This window comes from Longimicrobium sp., from assembly GCF_036399255.1.
Taxonomy (GTDB): Bacteria; Gemmatimonadota; Gemmatimonadetes; order Longimicrobiales; family Longimicrobiaceae; genus Longimicrobium.
In genome coordinates this window covers 17,378-32,686 of sequence record NZ_DASWNM010000071.1, presented here as the reverse complement: position 1 = coordinate 32,686, position 15,309 = coordinate 17,378, and the positions used below count along the sequence as shown (strand labels likewise).

Sequence of the window (15,309 nt, the reverse complement as noted above, 5' to 3'; positions counted from 1 at the left end):
GACGATCTCGCCGGGGCGGATGCGGACGGGCTCGCGTGATCTGACGATGTGCCAAGCGTCCCGGAAGTCGGGGATGCAACAGGCACCACCGATTCGGCGGATGCAGGGCGCGCCGTGGGCCGCGCTGCCGGTCCGTCGGCGCGCGCGGTCCGCTGGCCCGGCGACCCACCGGTTGCCTGCAGCGCTCCGCTGGACACGATGCCCGCCTCGGCGGCGCTCGGTACCTGCGAACGCGGCTGGACCGGCGCGGCGGGTTGGGAGCCAGCCATCGCGGCCGGGACCACGGCACCCGAGGATGCGGTGGATGCAGTGGATGCAGTGGATGCGGCCGGGATGACGGAAGCGGTGGATGCCGCCAGTCTCACGGAACCCGGCGCCGCGACCGGATCAACGAATGCGGCGGATGCAATCGGGGTCTCCGAAGCCGCGGATGCTGCCAGCCTCGCAGAACGCGGCGCCGCGACTGATTCGGCGGCTGTGACCGATGCGGACAGGATCACGGGAGCGGTGGATGCCGTCAGCGCCGACGGGCTCGGCGCCGCGACCGGATCGGCGGCTGTGGCCGATGCAGCCGGGATCACGGAGGCCGGGCTCCCGGGCGCTGCGTGTGAGGCCGGGCCAGCCACGCCAGCGGATTCGGATGCGCCGCGCGCGGCCGATGCCGCCGAGTTCGCACGCGCGGCCGGATGGCCCGGCTGCGCGAACGCGGCGGATGCGGCCACGGCCGGTGCAGCGGAATCCGCGGCGGACGGTGCCGGCGATACGCGAGCGCTGGATGCGGCTGAGGCTGAGGCGCCCGGAGCCACGGCCGGCGCCGAGGGGGCTTGGCTCGCATCCGCGGACCGCGCGACGATCACGGGCCGCACCGGGTCGGGCGACGCGGATCGCATCTCCGGCAGAGCGGCGGGCGTGACCTCTTGGCCGGTAAAGGCATCCGGAGACTGCGACGCTCCGCTCGGTGCGATCTCCGGAGCGGCGGCCGGCGCGTAGGTCCGCGGCCGGACCGATCCGGCGGCGGATTCTGCCCGCGCATCCACCTGCCGCGGCCGAGCGCCCGGGCCTGCGGGTGTAGGTGCCGCATCCGCCGGCGTTGCGCCACGTTCTCGCGCGGCGCCGTCCGTCGGTTCCGCCGCCGCGTGGCTGGCGGCAGCGCCCGCGGAACCAGCGGACGCGTGCGTCGCGCCGCTCGGCTTCGTATCCGGCCGTGCGGCAGGCGTCCCCGCGTTGCGGTGATCCTGCCGCCCGTGCAGTGCGCCCGCCCGCGCGGCGGACGCATCGTGCACGTCATCCGCGGCCGGCGCTGCGCCGGTCATCCCCAGGCTTTCCGACTGCCCCCGCCCCTGCCCCTCCAGCGCAGGCAGCACGGGTGCGATTTCGTGCGCGAGGCGAGTTGAGCTTTCAGCCTGGCGCTCCTGCACCGGACGCGCATCCACCGCTCCGCCCGCGACCCGCCCCGTCTGCGCGGCCGCCTGCTCCGCATCGTCCCCCGCTGTCCGGTGCGCCTGCCGCAAAGCCGGTGCGCTCGTCTGCGCGGCGGAGCCATCACGCCACACGGGCGCAGGAGCCGCATCGCCCGCCTGGTGCGCCACGCCCGGAGCCAATGCGCCTGACCCTGCGCCAGCCTCGTCGCGCCGTACGGGCGCAGGAGCCACATCAACCGCCCCCTGGTGCGCCAAGCCGGAAGCTGATGGGCCGGGCCGCGCGCCGGGCTCATCGCGCCGCGCAGGCTCGATCGCCGCATGCTCCGCCGCAATCTGCGCCGGGTGCACGACGGCCAGTTCACCGGACGCTCCATGCGCCGCCGCAACCGGAGCCTCCAACGAGACCGATGGGGCGACGGCGCCCGGCGTGCCGACAAGCGTCTGCGGCGGCGTGGCCGGACCGGTGCTCGCGTTCAGCGGTTCGGCGGACGCGGCCGGAAGCACCTCCGCGGCCGGCATCGCCGCGGAGGGCGTGGGCGCGGCTGCGCTGGCTGCCGCGGCTGATTGCTCCGCGGGGCCGAGAGGTACGGCCGGGTGCGCCGCCGGGGTGAGGGATGCGGCGGGCCGGGTCTCAGCCGCGAGGGATTCACCCGGGTGGGCGGGTACGATCGATTCGCCGCCGCGTCCCGGCGGAGCGGAGCCGGCAGCGAGCGGCAGCAGAGGTGTCGCGGCCAGAGAGCCCGCCACGGGAGCCAGCGTGGCAACCGGGGCGAGCGGAGCAACTGCGCCGAGCGGGGCGGACGGAGAACCCATGGGCGCCATGCTCGCCGCCGCGGCCGGTGCGGCGCCGGATGAATCCACCGAAAACCGCTGGATGGGCCCGGCGGCGGATGCGGCGGATGCGGCGGATGCGGCGGACGCGACGGGCGCGGCGGATGCGACGGGCGCGGCGGGCGCGGTGGATGCGATCGGCGCGGCGGCCAGGGACGGCGTGGTCGGGAGCACAGTGGCGGATGGCCCGGCATCCGCGGCCATGCCGATGCCGATCACGGGCGTCGCGCCGGGCGGGGCGTGCTCCGGCCCGGCGATGCGCGAGCCCACCAGCGACGGCTCGCCGGGACGCGGCGCGGGCGCATGCGGCTCCCCCGCCGTGGAGGGAATCGCGCGCGGCGCCAGCGGCAGGGCTTCAGGCCGGATGGGCAATGCGCCGGGTGCAGCCAGAGACTCCGGCGCAGGCACAAAACGCGTCTGCTCGCTCGCCCCGGGCGCGGCGGAAGCCGCCTCGGCGGGAGAGACGATTCCCGCGGCGGGCGCGGCCTGCGCATGACGTCCAGCGGATTGTGCGAGCGCTCCCGGCTCGGGCCTGGCCGTCGAGTTGGAAAGGAGCGGAGCGCCCGCCTCTCCGCTGCCCGCGTTCCGCGCAGCTGCGCCCGTGTGGGGAGCATCCGGTGCAAGCGCCGGCACGGCAGCGGCCGGCATCACCCCGGCCGGCACGCCCCCACGTCCATCCCCACCAGCCGGCGCGATCACGCCCGAGACCGCGGGCGACGACGACGCTTCCTGCACGGCGCCAGCGCCGGCCGCGGGCCGGAGGGCAGGCGCCGCGTCCGCGCGCACGGCCGCCGAACCCTCAGCCGAGGGAAGCTCCGGTACCCCGCCATCGCCAGCGGGGGCAACGGACGGGCGGACGGAGGGATTGCCGTCCGCGGAGCTGTCGGTGGCGGCGGAGCGTGCGGCGGCCGTCGTGACAGGGTCGCGCTCCGCCGCAGCCGCTGCGCCCAAAGAGGGAGACGCGGCCACCCCGGTGCCACGAGGCTCGGCGGGGGCCGAAGCAGGCGCATCCGCCAGGTCCGCGGCGTTCCCCGCCGGTGCCACGCTTCCGCTGTCCATGCGGAACGCGGCGGTCTCGCGCCTTCCGCCGGCCGCCTCTGCCGTGCGGGCCAGGATGGGCTCAGTGCCCGCCGCCGTCTCGCCCGATCTGCGGTCCGCTGCCGTCTCGCCCGGTCCGCCGTCCGCCGAGGCCGGCGCGGAGGCTTCCCCGCGCGGCTCCGGCACCGGTGCGCGGCCCTCGATCCGTGCGCCGGTGCCACCCACAGCGCCCGCTTGATCCGCAGTGAGCGCGGTGCCGGACGGACGGGAAGGGTTCGCGCCATCCGCGGGGCTCACGGCCTGCGCCCCACGGGCGGGCGCGTCCGGCCGCACTCCCGCGATGGCATCCGCGGGCGTGGAGGCAAGGACCGCGTCCGGGTGCGGCACCGCGAGCGCGGGCGTGGCCGGAAGGACGGCGTGAAGGGCGCCAGGTGCACCGGGCTGCGCGTCCACTTCGGTGGCATCCATCGCCGCCCCCGCCTCGGAGGCGGTGCGAGCGCGGTGCACTTCGCCAGCTTCGCTACGGTCCGAGACGGAGAGACTCGCATCCGCCGGGACTGCCCCGCCCGCCGCGGCCGACCGCGACTGCCCTGGCAGGACGGATTGCGGCGCATCTCCAGCTGCGTACTTCGCCTCCACCGGCGTCCGCGCGCCGCTCGCCGGCTCCAGGGCTGCCGCGCGTCGCACCACGTCGGAAGCGGCGGGCGGGGCGGATGGCGGCGAATCGTCCGCATCCCCCGCCATCCGCTGCACCGCCGCTCCCATCGTGGACGCGCCTACGCCAGCCGGTGTGGCTGCGGATGCGACAGCCGGATCGGCCGATGCCACGCCTCCATGCGCAGCGGTCGGCGCGGCGCTCGCGGCGGGTACGGCAGGGCCCGTCCGCGTCTCCGCTCCGCCATCCGCACCAGCACGCATCGAAGCCGCCGATGCCGGCCGGTCCGCCGTGGCGCGGCCCGCATCCGCGATGACTGCCGGTAGCGCCGGGTGATGCACGGAATCGCGTCCCGCATCCGCAGCGACTGACGGCAGCGCCGGGTGATGCACGGAATCGCGACCCGAATCCGCGACAACTGCGGGGGCCACCGGGCGATCCACCGAATCGCAATCCACATCCGCAGTGACTGACGGCAGCGCCGAGTGATGCACAGAATCGCGTCCCGCATCCGCGACGACTGCCTGCTGCGCCGGGTGATGCGCGGAATCGCGGCCCGCATCCGCAGCGACTGCCTGCAGCACCGGATGATCTACGGAATCGCGCCCCGCATCCGCAGTGACTGACGGCAGCGCTGGATGATGCACGGAATTGCGATCCGCATCCGCAGCAACGGCCGGCAGCACCGGATGACCGATCGAATCGCGATCCGCATCCGCAGCGACTGACGGCAGCGCCGGGTGATGCACAGAATCGCGTCCCGCATCCGCAATGACTGCCTGCTGCGCCGGGTGATGCGCGGAATCGCGACGCGCATCCGCGGCGACTGCCTGCTGCGCCGGGTGATGCGCGGAATCGCGGCCCGCATCCGCGACGACTGCCTGCAGCACCGGGTGATCCGCGCCGTGGCGGGCGGCATCCGCGGCGGACGCCGGGAGGGCGGGTTGCGGGGGATGGAGCGCGGAGGGCGCATCCCCGCCCTCATCTCCGTCCTCCGCATCATCGCCCCAGGCGGGCTCCGCCTCGTCGCCAAAGGGCTCCACCAGCGCGGGGGCGTGCAGAACCGAGAGCAGCGAAAGGGCGGACGCGTTCTCCCAGTCCCCCTCCAGCAGCGCCGGGAACGCGGCGCCCACCTCGCCGTAGGTGGCACCGCCGTGGCGCACCGGCTCCACGCGGTCGGGCTCGGCGGGGCCCGCCATCTCGCCACCGGGGTCCAGCAGCGCCGCCCCCTCCGCAAAGCGCGACGCCGCCACGGGCTCCACCCGCGGCGCCTCGCCGGCGTCCGCCTGCAGCCGCCGCAGCCAGGCGTCGCTCACGTGCCCACCATCTCAAGGTACGCCGCGCGGCGCGGCGCACTCATGGCCAGGATCTCCGACTCGCGCCAGCCGTACACCGCCGCCAGCGCGTGCACCTCGCGCAGCAGCCGCCGCGCCAGCACCGACAATTCCGCCCACAGGAACGCCGCCACGTCAAGCACCGCGCTCCAGCGCGTGCCGCAGGCGTGGCAGCTGAGGGAAAACTCGATCTCGGACTGCGGGTCGCGCAGCACCAGCTCGCCCGCCAGCGCGGCCAGCACCGGCTCGGGCACCCGCTGCGCCGCCACCGGCTCGCCTTCGCGCCGCGCCTCGAGCACGCAGCGCGTCAGCAGCAGCCGGCGGGCAAAGGCCGGGTCGGTGTGCCCCGCCACCGCCGCCAGGTCGCGGCTGTCCACCAGCCGGTAGCGCACCTCCCATCCATCCGCCAGCAGCGCATGCTCCCGCGCCACCGGCTCGCCGGGCCGCGCCAGGCGCACCTCGTCCACCTCCGCCGCGAACTCCGCCGGAACGGCGCAGCGGGGGCACTTTACGAAGCACGCCAGGCGCGGGCCCAGCGTCTGCTCGCGAACGGTGAGCAGCAGCGCGTCGCGCTCGCCCACGCTCAGCGCGGCCAGCTCGTCGCGCGAGCTGCGCGGCAGGGCGGCGGCCAGCACCAGAAGCGCCCGGTCTACCGGGTGCCGCTCCCGGCCCGCCTCCCACACCTGCACCACGTCGCGGGCAGAAAGCGCGCGCATCAGGTCAGCTCGCCGCCGGCAGGTTGCCGTACTTTGCCGGCGCGGGCTCCGACACGCTGACGTCCCGCTCCCACCCTTCCAGCTGCAGCACCAGCTTCTGGATGGCCACCCCGTTGCCGTTGGCGTCCAGGTCCGGCAGCGCCTCGAACTCCGAGGGCCAGCAGCGATACAGGTTGTAGGCGATCACCTTTTGCCCCGCCTCGTTGAACAGGGCGATGTTGATGTCCTTGCGAAAGTCGGCCAGCGACATGTTCTGGCCGTTGGTGTTGGCGGCCAGCGACTGCTGCTCGTTGCTCCAGAACCACACCTTGTTGGCCCACCACTCGAAGGTCTGGTCGTGCGTCACCCCGCGGCTCAGCGTTACGGGCGTGACCTTGGTGCGCCCCGGCGACACCCGCGTGCCGATGGGGTCGGCGCCCTCGCGGTGCTCGATGGGGTCCGTCGTGCGTCCCAGGCCGCTGACCTGGCTTACGCCGGCCACGGCCTGGCCGTCCCAGGTGACCACGAACTTGAAGTTCTTGTACGGGTCGATGCGGGTGGCGTCCTTGGTGAACTGCGGCATGCTGCCCTCCGTGCGCAGGGGGTGAGGCCGGTCCGGCGGAGCGCCGGGCGGCCATGTGCTCAGGTCTGGATCTGGCCGGCGATCTGCTGAATGCTGAGGACCACGAACTCCGCCGGCTTGAGGGGCGCAAAGCCCACCAGCACGTTCACCACGCCGTTGTCGATGTCGGTCTGCGTGGTGGTGGTGGCGTCGCAGCGCACCGAGTACGCCTGCGACGCGCTGGTGCCGGCAAAGGCGCCCTGCGCGAACAGCCCGTTCATGAAGCTGCCCACCGCCAGCCGCAGCGACGACCACAGGGGCTCGGCGTTGGGCTCGAACACGGCCCACTGGGTGCCGGCGTACAGGCTCTGCTCGATGTACAGCGCCAGCCGGCGCACGGGCACGTACTTGTAGTCGTCGGAGCGCGCGTCCGAGCCCCACAGCGTGCGCGCGCCCCACACCACCGAGCCGTACACGGGAAAGCTGCGCAGGCAGTTGATGCCCTGCGGGTTCAGCATCCCGTTCTCGTCGTTGGTCAGGCGCAGCGACACCCCCGTCACCCCGCTGATGGCGCCGTCGTTGATGCCGGCCGGCGCCTTCCACACCCCGCGCGCCGCGTCGGTGCGGGCAAAGATGCCGGCCAGCGCGCCCGAGGGCGCCATGGTGATGGAGGCGCCGTTCTGCAGCGGGTCGCCCTCCACCAGGTTGGGAAAGTACACGGCCGCGTTCTCGCCTTCCGGGCCGTAGCCACCCAGGTCGGTGATCTGGATGGTGGACACCTGCCCCTGCTTCCAGTCGCTGGTCCACTGCGGCGGAGGGTCGATGAGAAGAAAGGCGCGGCGCTGGCGGCAGTACGCCGCCGCCGTCTGAAACACCTCCAGCATCCACGCCGGCTGCGGCGCCGCGTCGGGCCACTGGTCGGGGGGAACCACCAGCAGGTTGAACAGGTCGAAGAGGTCCAGCGCGTACAGCCCCGTCTTGGCGTTGGCGTCGCCCAGGTAGTCGGCCAGCCCCAGCGGGAACCCGGCGGACCCGCCCGTGGCCGTTCCCGCGGCGCCCGGAATGGGGAGCGCGGGGGGCGGCTGGGAGTAGTCCCACCCGAAGCGGATCAGGTTGGACTGGTTGGCCAGCACCCGGTCCAGCCGCTGCGCGCCCGTGTCGGGCTGCAGCGACACGCCCATGAACTGCTCCGTGGCCGGCGAGCCCACCAGGGGCGCGTACGCCACGCGCAGGTTGAAGTAGGTGGGGCCGGAAACGTTGGTCTGGTCAAACGACACGCTGAGCGCGCCGTTGGCCCAGTCGCCCGGCGACGCCGCGGTAAGCGTCAGCGGCGAGAACAGCGACGCGAGCGCGGGCGCCACCGCCTGCCCCGCCCCCGCCAGCACGTTCGCGGGCAAGGCCGACGCCGCGTCGACGGCGTCCTCGACGGCGTCGGCAGCCGTCTTCGCGTTGCCGTCCGTGAACTTGCCCGCTTCCTTCTTTACGGCCTCCCGGATGGCATCCAGCTCGTCCCCGGCGCCCACGGCCTTGCCCAGGGCCGCGAACACGTCGGCCGCGGCGTCGACCGCGGGGTTGAGCACCGCGCCCGCCGCCGCGCCCAGCGTGAGCGCGGCGTTCAGCGCCTGGGCCGCACTCCCCGGGCTGGTGGTCGGCACGCCCGGCGCCGAAGCCTGCTCGGCGATCTCCTCCGGCTTCGCGTCGCTGTGCCCGCTCCAGTACAGCTGCACCCCCGTCGCCAGCGCCTGCGCCGCGGTCCGCGCCGTGGAAGGCGCCGGAAAGAGCGCGGCCGCCGCCGACGCCTGCTGCACCACCGTCTGTGGCGTGACGGCGGGGCTGCCCGTGCGGCCCACTTCCGCCCACACCGCCGTGATCACCGCCTGGATCCCCGTCCACGCGTCGGCCAGCCCCGCCGGCGCCGCGACCAGGATCGCCGCGGGGTCCGGGTTGGGTGCGGCGAACGCCACCGCCCCGGTGGCGCCCGAGGCCGTGGCCGCCGCCGGGTTGAGCGTGGCCACGTCGGGCGTGGGGTTCGCGGCGAATTGGCTGTCGTACCAGTCCGCCATCCAGCTCGCGGCGGCCTGCTCCACCGCGTCCCCGCCGCCGTTCCCCGCCCCGCCCGGGTATTTGGCCTGCGCCAGGGCGTGGCCCACGGCGCTGGCCGTCGCGGACTGCTCCTTCGTGAGCGTCTTCCCCGCCGACTTGTACGACGCCTCCACGGCCGTGACGACGGCCAGCGCGGCCTTGGCCGCGTCACCCGCGGCCCTCACCTGGGTGTAGGGCGCCGTGTACACGGGGGCGTACAGGCGCACCACCACCGCCTCGCCGCCGCCGTTCTGAAAAAAGTCGTGCACCGCGTAGCTCAGCGGGTACCCGCGGTTCAGCCCGCCGAACATGCGCTGGAACTCCGCGAAGCTGCTCACCGCGGTCGGCGTGTTGGTGGGGCCCAGGTAGGCCCGGCCCACGAACGCCGTTACCGAGGTGGATACGCCGGAGATGGCGTGGCTCCCGCTGGCAATCTCCTGTACGTACACGCCGGGATAGGAGACCGTGACTGGCATGGAATGCCCCCGTCAGGATGAAGGAAAGGCGCGCCGCGGCAGCCCGTGCGGCGGCGCGCGCGGAGGCTCAGGTCGCGGCCGGCCCGGCGATCTGCTGAATGGTGAGCACCACGAACTCGGCGGGCTTGAGCGGAGCAAAGCCCACCGTGACGTTCACGATGCCCAGGTCGATGTCGTTCTGCGTGGTCGTGGTGGCGTCGCACGCCACGAAGTACGCGTCCTTGGCGCTGGCGCCCGCGAACGCCCCCTGCCGGTACAGGTCGCCCATGAACCCGCCCACGGCCAGCCGCAGCGAAGCCCACAGCGGCTCGGCGTTGGGCTCGAACACGGCCCACTGCGTGCCCCGGTACAGGCTTTCCTCCAGGTACAGCACCAGCCGCCGCACGGGCACGTACTTGTAGTCGTCCGACCGCGCGTCGGAGCCCCACAGCGTGCGCGCGCCCCACACCACCGAGCCAAAGGTGGGAAAGCTGCGCAGCGCGTTGATCCCCTGCGGGTTAAGGAAGCCGTTGTCGGCGTCGGTCATCTTCAGCTCCAGCCCGATCACCCCGCTGATGGCGCCGTCCGTGATCCCCGCGGGCGCCTTCCACACCCCGCGCGCCGCGTCGGTCCGGGCGTAGATCCCCGCGATGGCGCCCGAGGGCGGCATGGTCATGGGCTGCCCGTTCATCAGCGGGTCCCCCTCCATCAGGTGGGGAAAGTACACGGCCGCGTTCTCGCCCTCGGGCCCGTAGCTGTGCAGGTCGGTGATCTGGATCTGGTTGGCCTCCCCCTTCGTCCACTCGCTCGTCCATTTGAACGGCGGGTCGATGATGAGGAACGCGCGCCGCTGCAGGCAGTAGGCCGCGGCGGCCTGGTATACGTCCAGGTACCAGTCGGTGGTGGGGTCCGTGGTCGCCCGGGTGTCCGGCGGGATTACCAGGATGTTGAACAGGTCGTAGAGCTCCAGCGCGTACATCCCCGTCTTGGTGGCCTGGCTTCCCTCGAGGGTCTCTTCCGTGAGCGCGTCGCTGGGCTTGCCCCCGCTGGCGGTGCCGACGGCCCCCTTGCCGGCGTTGTTCGGAATGACGGGCTGCGCGGCCGGATAGGTGAACGTGATGAAGTTGGACTGCGCGGCCAGCACGGCGTCCAGCCGGTTGGGCCCCGCCCCCTGCTCCACCGACACGGCCAGGAACGATTCGACGGTGGGGGCTCCCCCGGGGTCCGCGTAGGTCACGGTCACGTTCAGCAGCTTGTCCTGCTGCGCGGTGACGATGCCTTTCTGGTCGATGGCGACCGTCAGCGCGCCGTTGGCCCAGTCGCCGGGGTTGGCGGCGGCGAAGGTGAGGGATGGGGTGGCGCCGACGGCGGCCACCGCGTGCACGGCGGCCGCCGAGGCGGCCCGCATCACCGACAGGGGCGTGGCCCCCGGGCGCGCGGCCGCATCCGCGGCGGGCTCCCGCAGGCCTTCCAGCCCGTTGCCGACCTCTTCCGAAACGTCCGCCGCCTGCGCGGCCGGGTCGGCCGCCTTTGCCCACCCCGCGGCGAGCGCGGCCGCCACGGGTGAAAGGTCAACGCCCGCGATGTTCAGCGTGCCGAGCGCGGTCAAGGCGTTTCCGGCCGCCTCGTACGCGTCGGCCTCGGAGCCGGTGACGGCGTTCGCCACCACGCTCGCGGCGTTCCGCTCGACCGCGGTGCGCGTGCGGTATCCGGACGACGCGAACAATGCCGCCTGCCGCACGGTCGTCGGCGACGAGCCGGGCTGAAGGGCCGCCAGCCACGCCGCGTCCGCTACCTCGAGGGCAGCGTACAGGATCAGGGGCTGCTCCGGCGGCTGGCTCACCACGATCGTCGCGGCCTCGGCGTACGTGCCGTCGCTCCCGGGCCCGGGCGAAAACACCCGCACCACCACGCCCTGCCCGCCGCCGTTCTGAAAGAAGTCGCGCACCGAGTAGCTGATGGTGCTGTCCGCGTTCAGCCCGCCGAAGAAGCGCTGGTAGTCGGCGTAGCTGTTCACGGTGGTGGGCATGTTCACGGGCCCCCGAAAGGCCCGCCCCACGAACGCCGTCACCGACGTGGACACGCCCGCGATGGTGTGGACGCCGCTGGGGATTTCCTGGATGTAGACGCCTGGATAGCTGACCGCGACCGGCATGGTGCCCTCCTGGGGGAGAACGTGGACGCGCGGGCCCGGGGCCGGAGCGCGGTGGGGAGAGAAGACCCGCCGTCACGGGCACGCCATGACGGAGAGCGGGAGCATGGAACAGAATGGCCATCAAAGGAGGCAGGCCCGGCAACGATCCGGACGCGGCGCTTTGATTCGGACTGCGAATGCGCAATGCACGTACCCTTAAACGTACGTTTTTTCAGGATCACGGAAAGCGCCCGACCATTGCCGTATACAAATATATCCGCATTTTACTGATACAAGAATTTCATATTTTTCAGGATTAACATGCCACGTTACGTGGCAGTGGTGCATCGTTGTGATGCATCGAAACGTTCCATTCCCGGCGAGCGGGCGCGTTCTCCAGCGTTCCGCCGCGTCATGGCGGGCTGATCCGCGACCCGCAAAAGAATTGTCTCACCCAGAGGCCCCAGAGGCCGCAGAGAGAAGCTTCCCCTCTGCGGCCTCCGTGGCCTCTGCGTGAGACAGATCGTTTGCGGATGAACGGGATGCATGGTGAAGATGTTGCACCTGCGGCCCGGCGCGTGCACGTGCCCGCCGTCGCGGCACCCGATCACCCCGTGGAGATCTCCCGGACGACGCCGAAGCATGGTTCGTGACCGATCCTGAGCACTACCGCCGCCAGCTTGAGACGGTGGCGGAGAACGCAACCCTGGCGCTGTTCATCATGGACGATGAGCAGCGCTGCACGTACATGAACCGCGCGGCCGAGGCGCTGACGGGCTTTCGCCTGCACGAGCTGCAGGGCCGGGCGCTGCACGACTGCGTGCACCACACCCGCCCCGACGGAACGCCCTACCCGCTGGCCGAGTGCCCCATCGACCGCGCCTTTCCGCGGAACATGCGCGAGCAGGGCGAAGAAGTGTTCGTGCACCGGGACGGGCACTTTTACCCCGTGGCCTTTACCGCCAGCCCCATCCGCGACGGCGGCCGCACGGTGGGCACCATCATCGAGGCGCGCGACATCTCGCGCGAAAAGCGGGTGGAGCGGCGGCTGGCGTTTCTGGCGGACCTGGGCCAGGCGCTGCAGCCCATCACCAGCCCCGACGAGGCGGTGGCCACGGCCGCGCGCATGCTGGGCGAGCACCTGGGCGTGGACCGCTGCGCCTACGCCGAGGCCGAGGCCGACGAGAACCACTTCGTCCTGACCGGCGACTACACCCGCGGCGACACGGTGAGCATCGTGGGCCGCTACGCCATGTCGGACTTCGGCGCCGAGACGCTGCGGATGATGCGCGCGGACCTGCCGTACGTGGTCGACGACGCCTTCAGCGACCCGCGGGTGACCGAGGCCGACCGCGCGGCGTACGTGCAGACGCAGATCGTGGCCGTCATCTGCATGCCGCTGCACAAGGCGGGGCGCTTCCGCGCGGCGATGGCCGTGCACCAGCGCACCCCCCGCCACTGGCTGGACGACGAGGTGGAGCTGGTGCGCACGGTAACGCAGCGCTGCTGGGAGTCCATCGAGCGGGCGCGGGCGCTGCGCGGCCTGCAGGGCGCGCTGCGCGAGGCCGAGCGCGCCCGCGACCGCGCCGAGCGCCTGCAGGCGCTGACCGCCGCGCTGGCGGGCGCGCGCACGCTGGACGACGTGGCCACCGTGGTGGTGGCCGACATGGTGGTGGCGCTGGGCGCGCGCACGGGGGCGCTGGCCGGGCGCGCGCCCGAGGGCGACGCGCTGGTGCTGCTGCGCACCGTGGGCTTTCCCGAGCCGGTGGCCGAGGGGGTGCAGCGGCAGACGCTGGACTATCGCAGCCCGCTGACGGAGTGCTTCCGCACCCGGTCGCCGGTGTGGCTGGAGACGCGCGAGGGGCCGGAGGGGCTGGACGCGCGCTTTCCGCCCATCGCGCCGGTCTGGGACCGGCTGGGCGTGGCGTCGGCCGTGTTCGTTCCCCTGACCGCGGCGGGCGAGGCGGTGGGGGTGATCTCCTTCGCCTTCAGCGCGCCGCGCACCTTTCCGCCGGAGGAGCGCGCGTTTCTGCTGGCGCTGGGGCAGCAGTCGGCGCTGGCGGTGGAGCGCGCCCGGCTGTTCCAGGCCGAGCACGCCGCCCGGTCCGAGGCGGAGCGCGCCAACCTGGCCAAGAGCGAGTTTTTGGCGGTGATGAGCCACGAGCTGCGCACCCCGCTGAACGCCATCGGGGGGTACGCGGAGCTGATGGAGATGGGGATCCGCGGCCCCATCACCCCCCAGCAGCGCGAGGACCTGCGGCGGGTGCAGACCAGCCAGCGCCACCTGCTGGGGCTGATCAACGAGGTGCTGAACTACGCCCGGCTGGAGACGGGCGCCGTGCACTACGACCTGGCCGACGTCCCCCTGCGCGAGGCGCTGCTCGCCGCCGAGGCGCTGGTGGCGCCGCAGGCGCAGGCCCGGAAGCTGGCGCTTTCCGTCGAGCCCTGCCCGCCCACCCTGGCGGCCCGCGCGGACGCCGAGAAGGTGCGGCAGATCCTGGTGAACCTGCTTTCCAACGCGGTCAAGTTCACCGACCCCGGTGGCCGCGTGGAGCTGTCGTGCGCGCAGTCCGCCGGCCGGGTGCAGGTGGTGGTGCGCGACACCGGCATCGGCATCGCGGCCGACCAGCTGGGCCGCATCTTCGAGCCCTTCGTGCAGGTGCGCGCGGACCTCACGCGCACCGCCGAGGGAACGGGGCTGGGCTTGGCCATCAGCCGCGACCTGGCGCGCGGCATGGGCGGCGACCTGACGGCCGCGAGCACCCCCGGCGCCGGCAGCGCCTTTACGCTGACGCTTCCGGCCGCGTAGCATGCAAACGCGCGACAGGCGGCATCCAGCGGATGCCGCCTGTCCTGTTTCCAGGGAATCTGTCATTCCGAGGCCCGCCCGCGCCGCCCCCGGACGCTTGCTCCACAGGTTGCAGGGCCGAGGAATCTACCGTCGGCCCGCGCGAGGCCGAACGCGGCAGCCCGCGCCATCGCCGCGGTGGCGAAAAAGCCGGACGGGGCTGGTCCGGGGTGTCGCGGCGGACCACGAGGATCCGGAGAGTAGATTCCTCGGTCGCGCACCGGGTTCTGTGTTCCGGCAACGTACCGCGCGTGCGCTCCCTCGGAATGACAGATTGGGGCGTGCGCGAGTGGCTCGTCCATCAGGGAGGTAGTGCCACACCCTTTGAAAGCAAACTTGATCTCCCGAGGGAGCGCACCACATGCAACCAGCCGCGACTTGGCGCGCGGCATCGGCGGCGGCCTGACCGCGCAGACCACCCCCGGCACCGGCAGCGCGTGTACGCTGACCCTTCCGGCTGCGCAGCACGCAGACGCGCGACAGGCGGCATCCAGCGGATGCCGCCCGTCGCGTTCCAGGAAGATCTGTCATTCCGAGGCCCGCCCGCGCCGCCCCCCGACGAACGCGACGCAGGTTGCAGGGCCGAGGAATCTACTGTCGGCCCGCGCGAGGCCGGCCGCGGCAGCCCGCGCCATCGCCGCGGCGGCGAAACAGCCAGACGGGGCTGGTCCGGGGCGTCGCGGCGGACCACGAGGATCCGGAGAGTAGATTCCTCGGTCGCGCACCGGGTTCCGTGGTCGGGCAACGTACCGCGCGTGCGCTCCCTCGGAATGACAGATTGGGGCGTGCGCGAGTGGCTCGTCTATCAGAGAAGTATTGCCACCTCCTTGCAAGCAAGCCTGATTTCCTGAGAGGGTGTTGCCAAACCTCCTAGCGTGATTGACTTCCTGAGGGAGGCGCCGCTCCGTAACTCGTTTTTACACTGCACCTTGGCGCCGACCGAAGGACCTCGCCAGCAGAACGACGGGGCTGGTCCCGTGCCCTGATCTGGCCCCTGCGCCACCGGGACGAGGTCCTTCGGTCGCGCGCAACCTGTAGTGTGACTTCTGGTTACATGTGATGCGCTCCCTCAGGAAGTCACCGCTTCGTTATGGATCTGAGGTTTAGCAACACCCTCTGAGCTGAGGGAGCGCACCACGTGCAACCGTACTTCACACCAACCGCCTGCGCGCGACCGAAGGATCTCGCCGGCAGAACCGTGGGGCTGGACCTCTGCCGAAGATCATGCCCCTCCCGGGCGGAGAGCAGGTCCTT

General features: G+C 72.7%; 8 protein-coding genes. 4 read left to right on the top strand and 4 right to left on the bottom strand.

Translation table 11 applies throughout. From position 1 onward, the window contains the following. The first annotated feature begins 198 nt into the window (after positions 1–198). The 3 genes from VGC13_RS11175 (at position 199) to VGC13_RS11165 (ending at position 4,571) form a co-directional block, all read left to right on the top strand. On the top strand, positions 199–990 hold the full coding sequence (locus tag VGC13_RS11175; protein WP_331125337.1) for a hypothetical protein: 792 nt from the start codon (positions 199–201) through the stop codon (positions 988–990). Positions 991–2,232: 1,242 nt separating this feature from the next. Beyond that, the gene (locus VGC13_RS11170; protein ID WP_331125336.1) at positions 2,233–2,748 is read left to right on the top strand and encodes a hypothetical protein; all 516 of its coding nucleotides are present in this window, start codon (positions 2,233–2,235) and stop codon (positions 2,746–2,748) included. Between the two features lie 1,685 nt (positions 2,749–4,433). Then, positions 4,434–4,571 carry a hypothetical protein gene (locus tag VGC13_RS11165; RefSeq protein WP_331125335.1) on the top strand — a complete coding sequence of 46 codons (138 nt, stop codon included), beginning with the start codon at positions 4,434–4,436 and terminating at the stop codon, positions 4,569–4,571. 686 nt (positions 4,572–5,257) lie between these two features. On the opposite strand, the gene VGC13_RS11160 is transcribed toward VGC13_RS11165, so the two are convergent. The 4 genes from VGC13_RS11160 to VGC13_RS11145 form a co-directional block, all read right to left on the bottom strand. After that, positions 5,258–5,995 (bottom strand): hypothetical protein, encoded by a 738-nt coding sequence (locus VGC13_RS11160; protein WP_331125334.1) that lies wholly within the window; start codon positions 5,993–5,995, stop codon positions 5,258–5,260. Between the two features lie 4 nt (positions 5,996–5,999). Continuing rightward, entirely contained in the window at positions 6,000–6,557 is a 558-nt protein-coding gene (locus tag VGC13_RS11155; RefSeq protein ID WP_331125333.1) for a phage tail protein, read from the bottom strand. Between the two features lie 59 nt (positions 6,558–6,616). Further along, positions 6,617–9,094, bottom strand: a complete 2,478-nt coding sequence (locus tag VGC13_RS11150; protein ID WP_331125332.1) for a phage tail sheath family protein — start codon at positions 9,092–9,094, stop codon at positions 6,617–6,619. 67 nt (positions 9,095–9,161) lie between these two features. Then, positions 9,162–11,228: a phage tail sheath family protein gene (locus VGC13_RS11145; protein ID WP_331125331.1), complete on the bottom strand. Its 2,067-nt coding sequence runs from the start codon at positions 11,226–11,228 to the stop codon at positions 9,162–9,164. A 628-nt stretch (positions 11,229–11,856) separates the two neighbouring features. On the opposite strand from VGC13_RS11145, the gene VGC13_RS11140 reads away from it, so the two are divergent. Then, positions 11,857–14,016 (top strand): ATP-binding protein, encoded by a 2,160-nt coding sequence (locus VGC13_RS11140; protein WP_331125330.1) that lies wholly within the window; start codon positions 11,857–11,859, stop codon positions 14,014–14,016. Positions 14,017–15,309 lie beyond the last annotated feature (1,293 nt).

Coding starts and splice junctions, on each gene's coding strand:
- VGC13_RS11155 (WP_331125333.1), bottom strand. CDS start 6,557: ATGCCGCAGTTCACCAAGGACGCCACCCGCATCGACCCGTACAAGAAC.
- VGC13_RS11165 (WP_331125335.1), top strand. CDS start 4,434: ATGCACAGAATCGCGTCCCGCATCCGCGACGACTGCCTGCTGCGCCGG.
- VGC13_RS11175 (WP_331125337.1), top strand. CDS start 199: ATGCCCGCCTCGGCGGCGCTCGGTACCTGCGAACGCGGCTGGACCGGC.
- VGC13_RS11160 (WP_331125334.1), bottom strand. CDS start 5,995: ATGCGCGCGCTTTCTGCCCGCGACGTGGTGCAGGTGTGGGAGGCGGGC.
- VGC13_RS11170 (WP_331125336.1), top strand. CDS start 2,233: ATGGGCGCCATGCTCGCCGCCGCGGCCGGTGCGGCGCCGGATGAATCC.
- VGC13_RS11150 (WP_331125332.1), bottom strand. CDS start 9,094: ATGCCAGTCACGGTCTCCTATCCCGGCGTGTACGTACAGGAGATTGCC.
- VGC13_RS11145 (WP_331125331.1), bottom strand. CDS start 11,228: ATGCCGGTCGCGGTCAGCTATCCAGGCGTCTACATCCAGGAAATCCCC.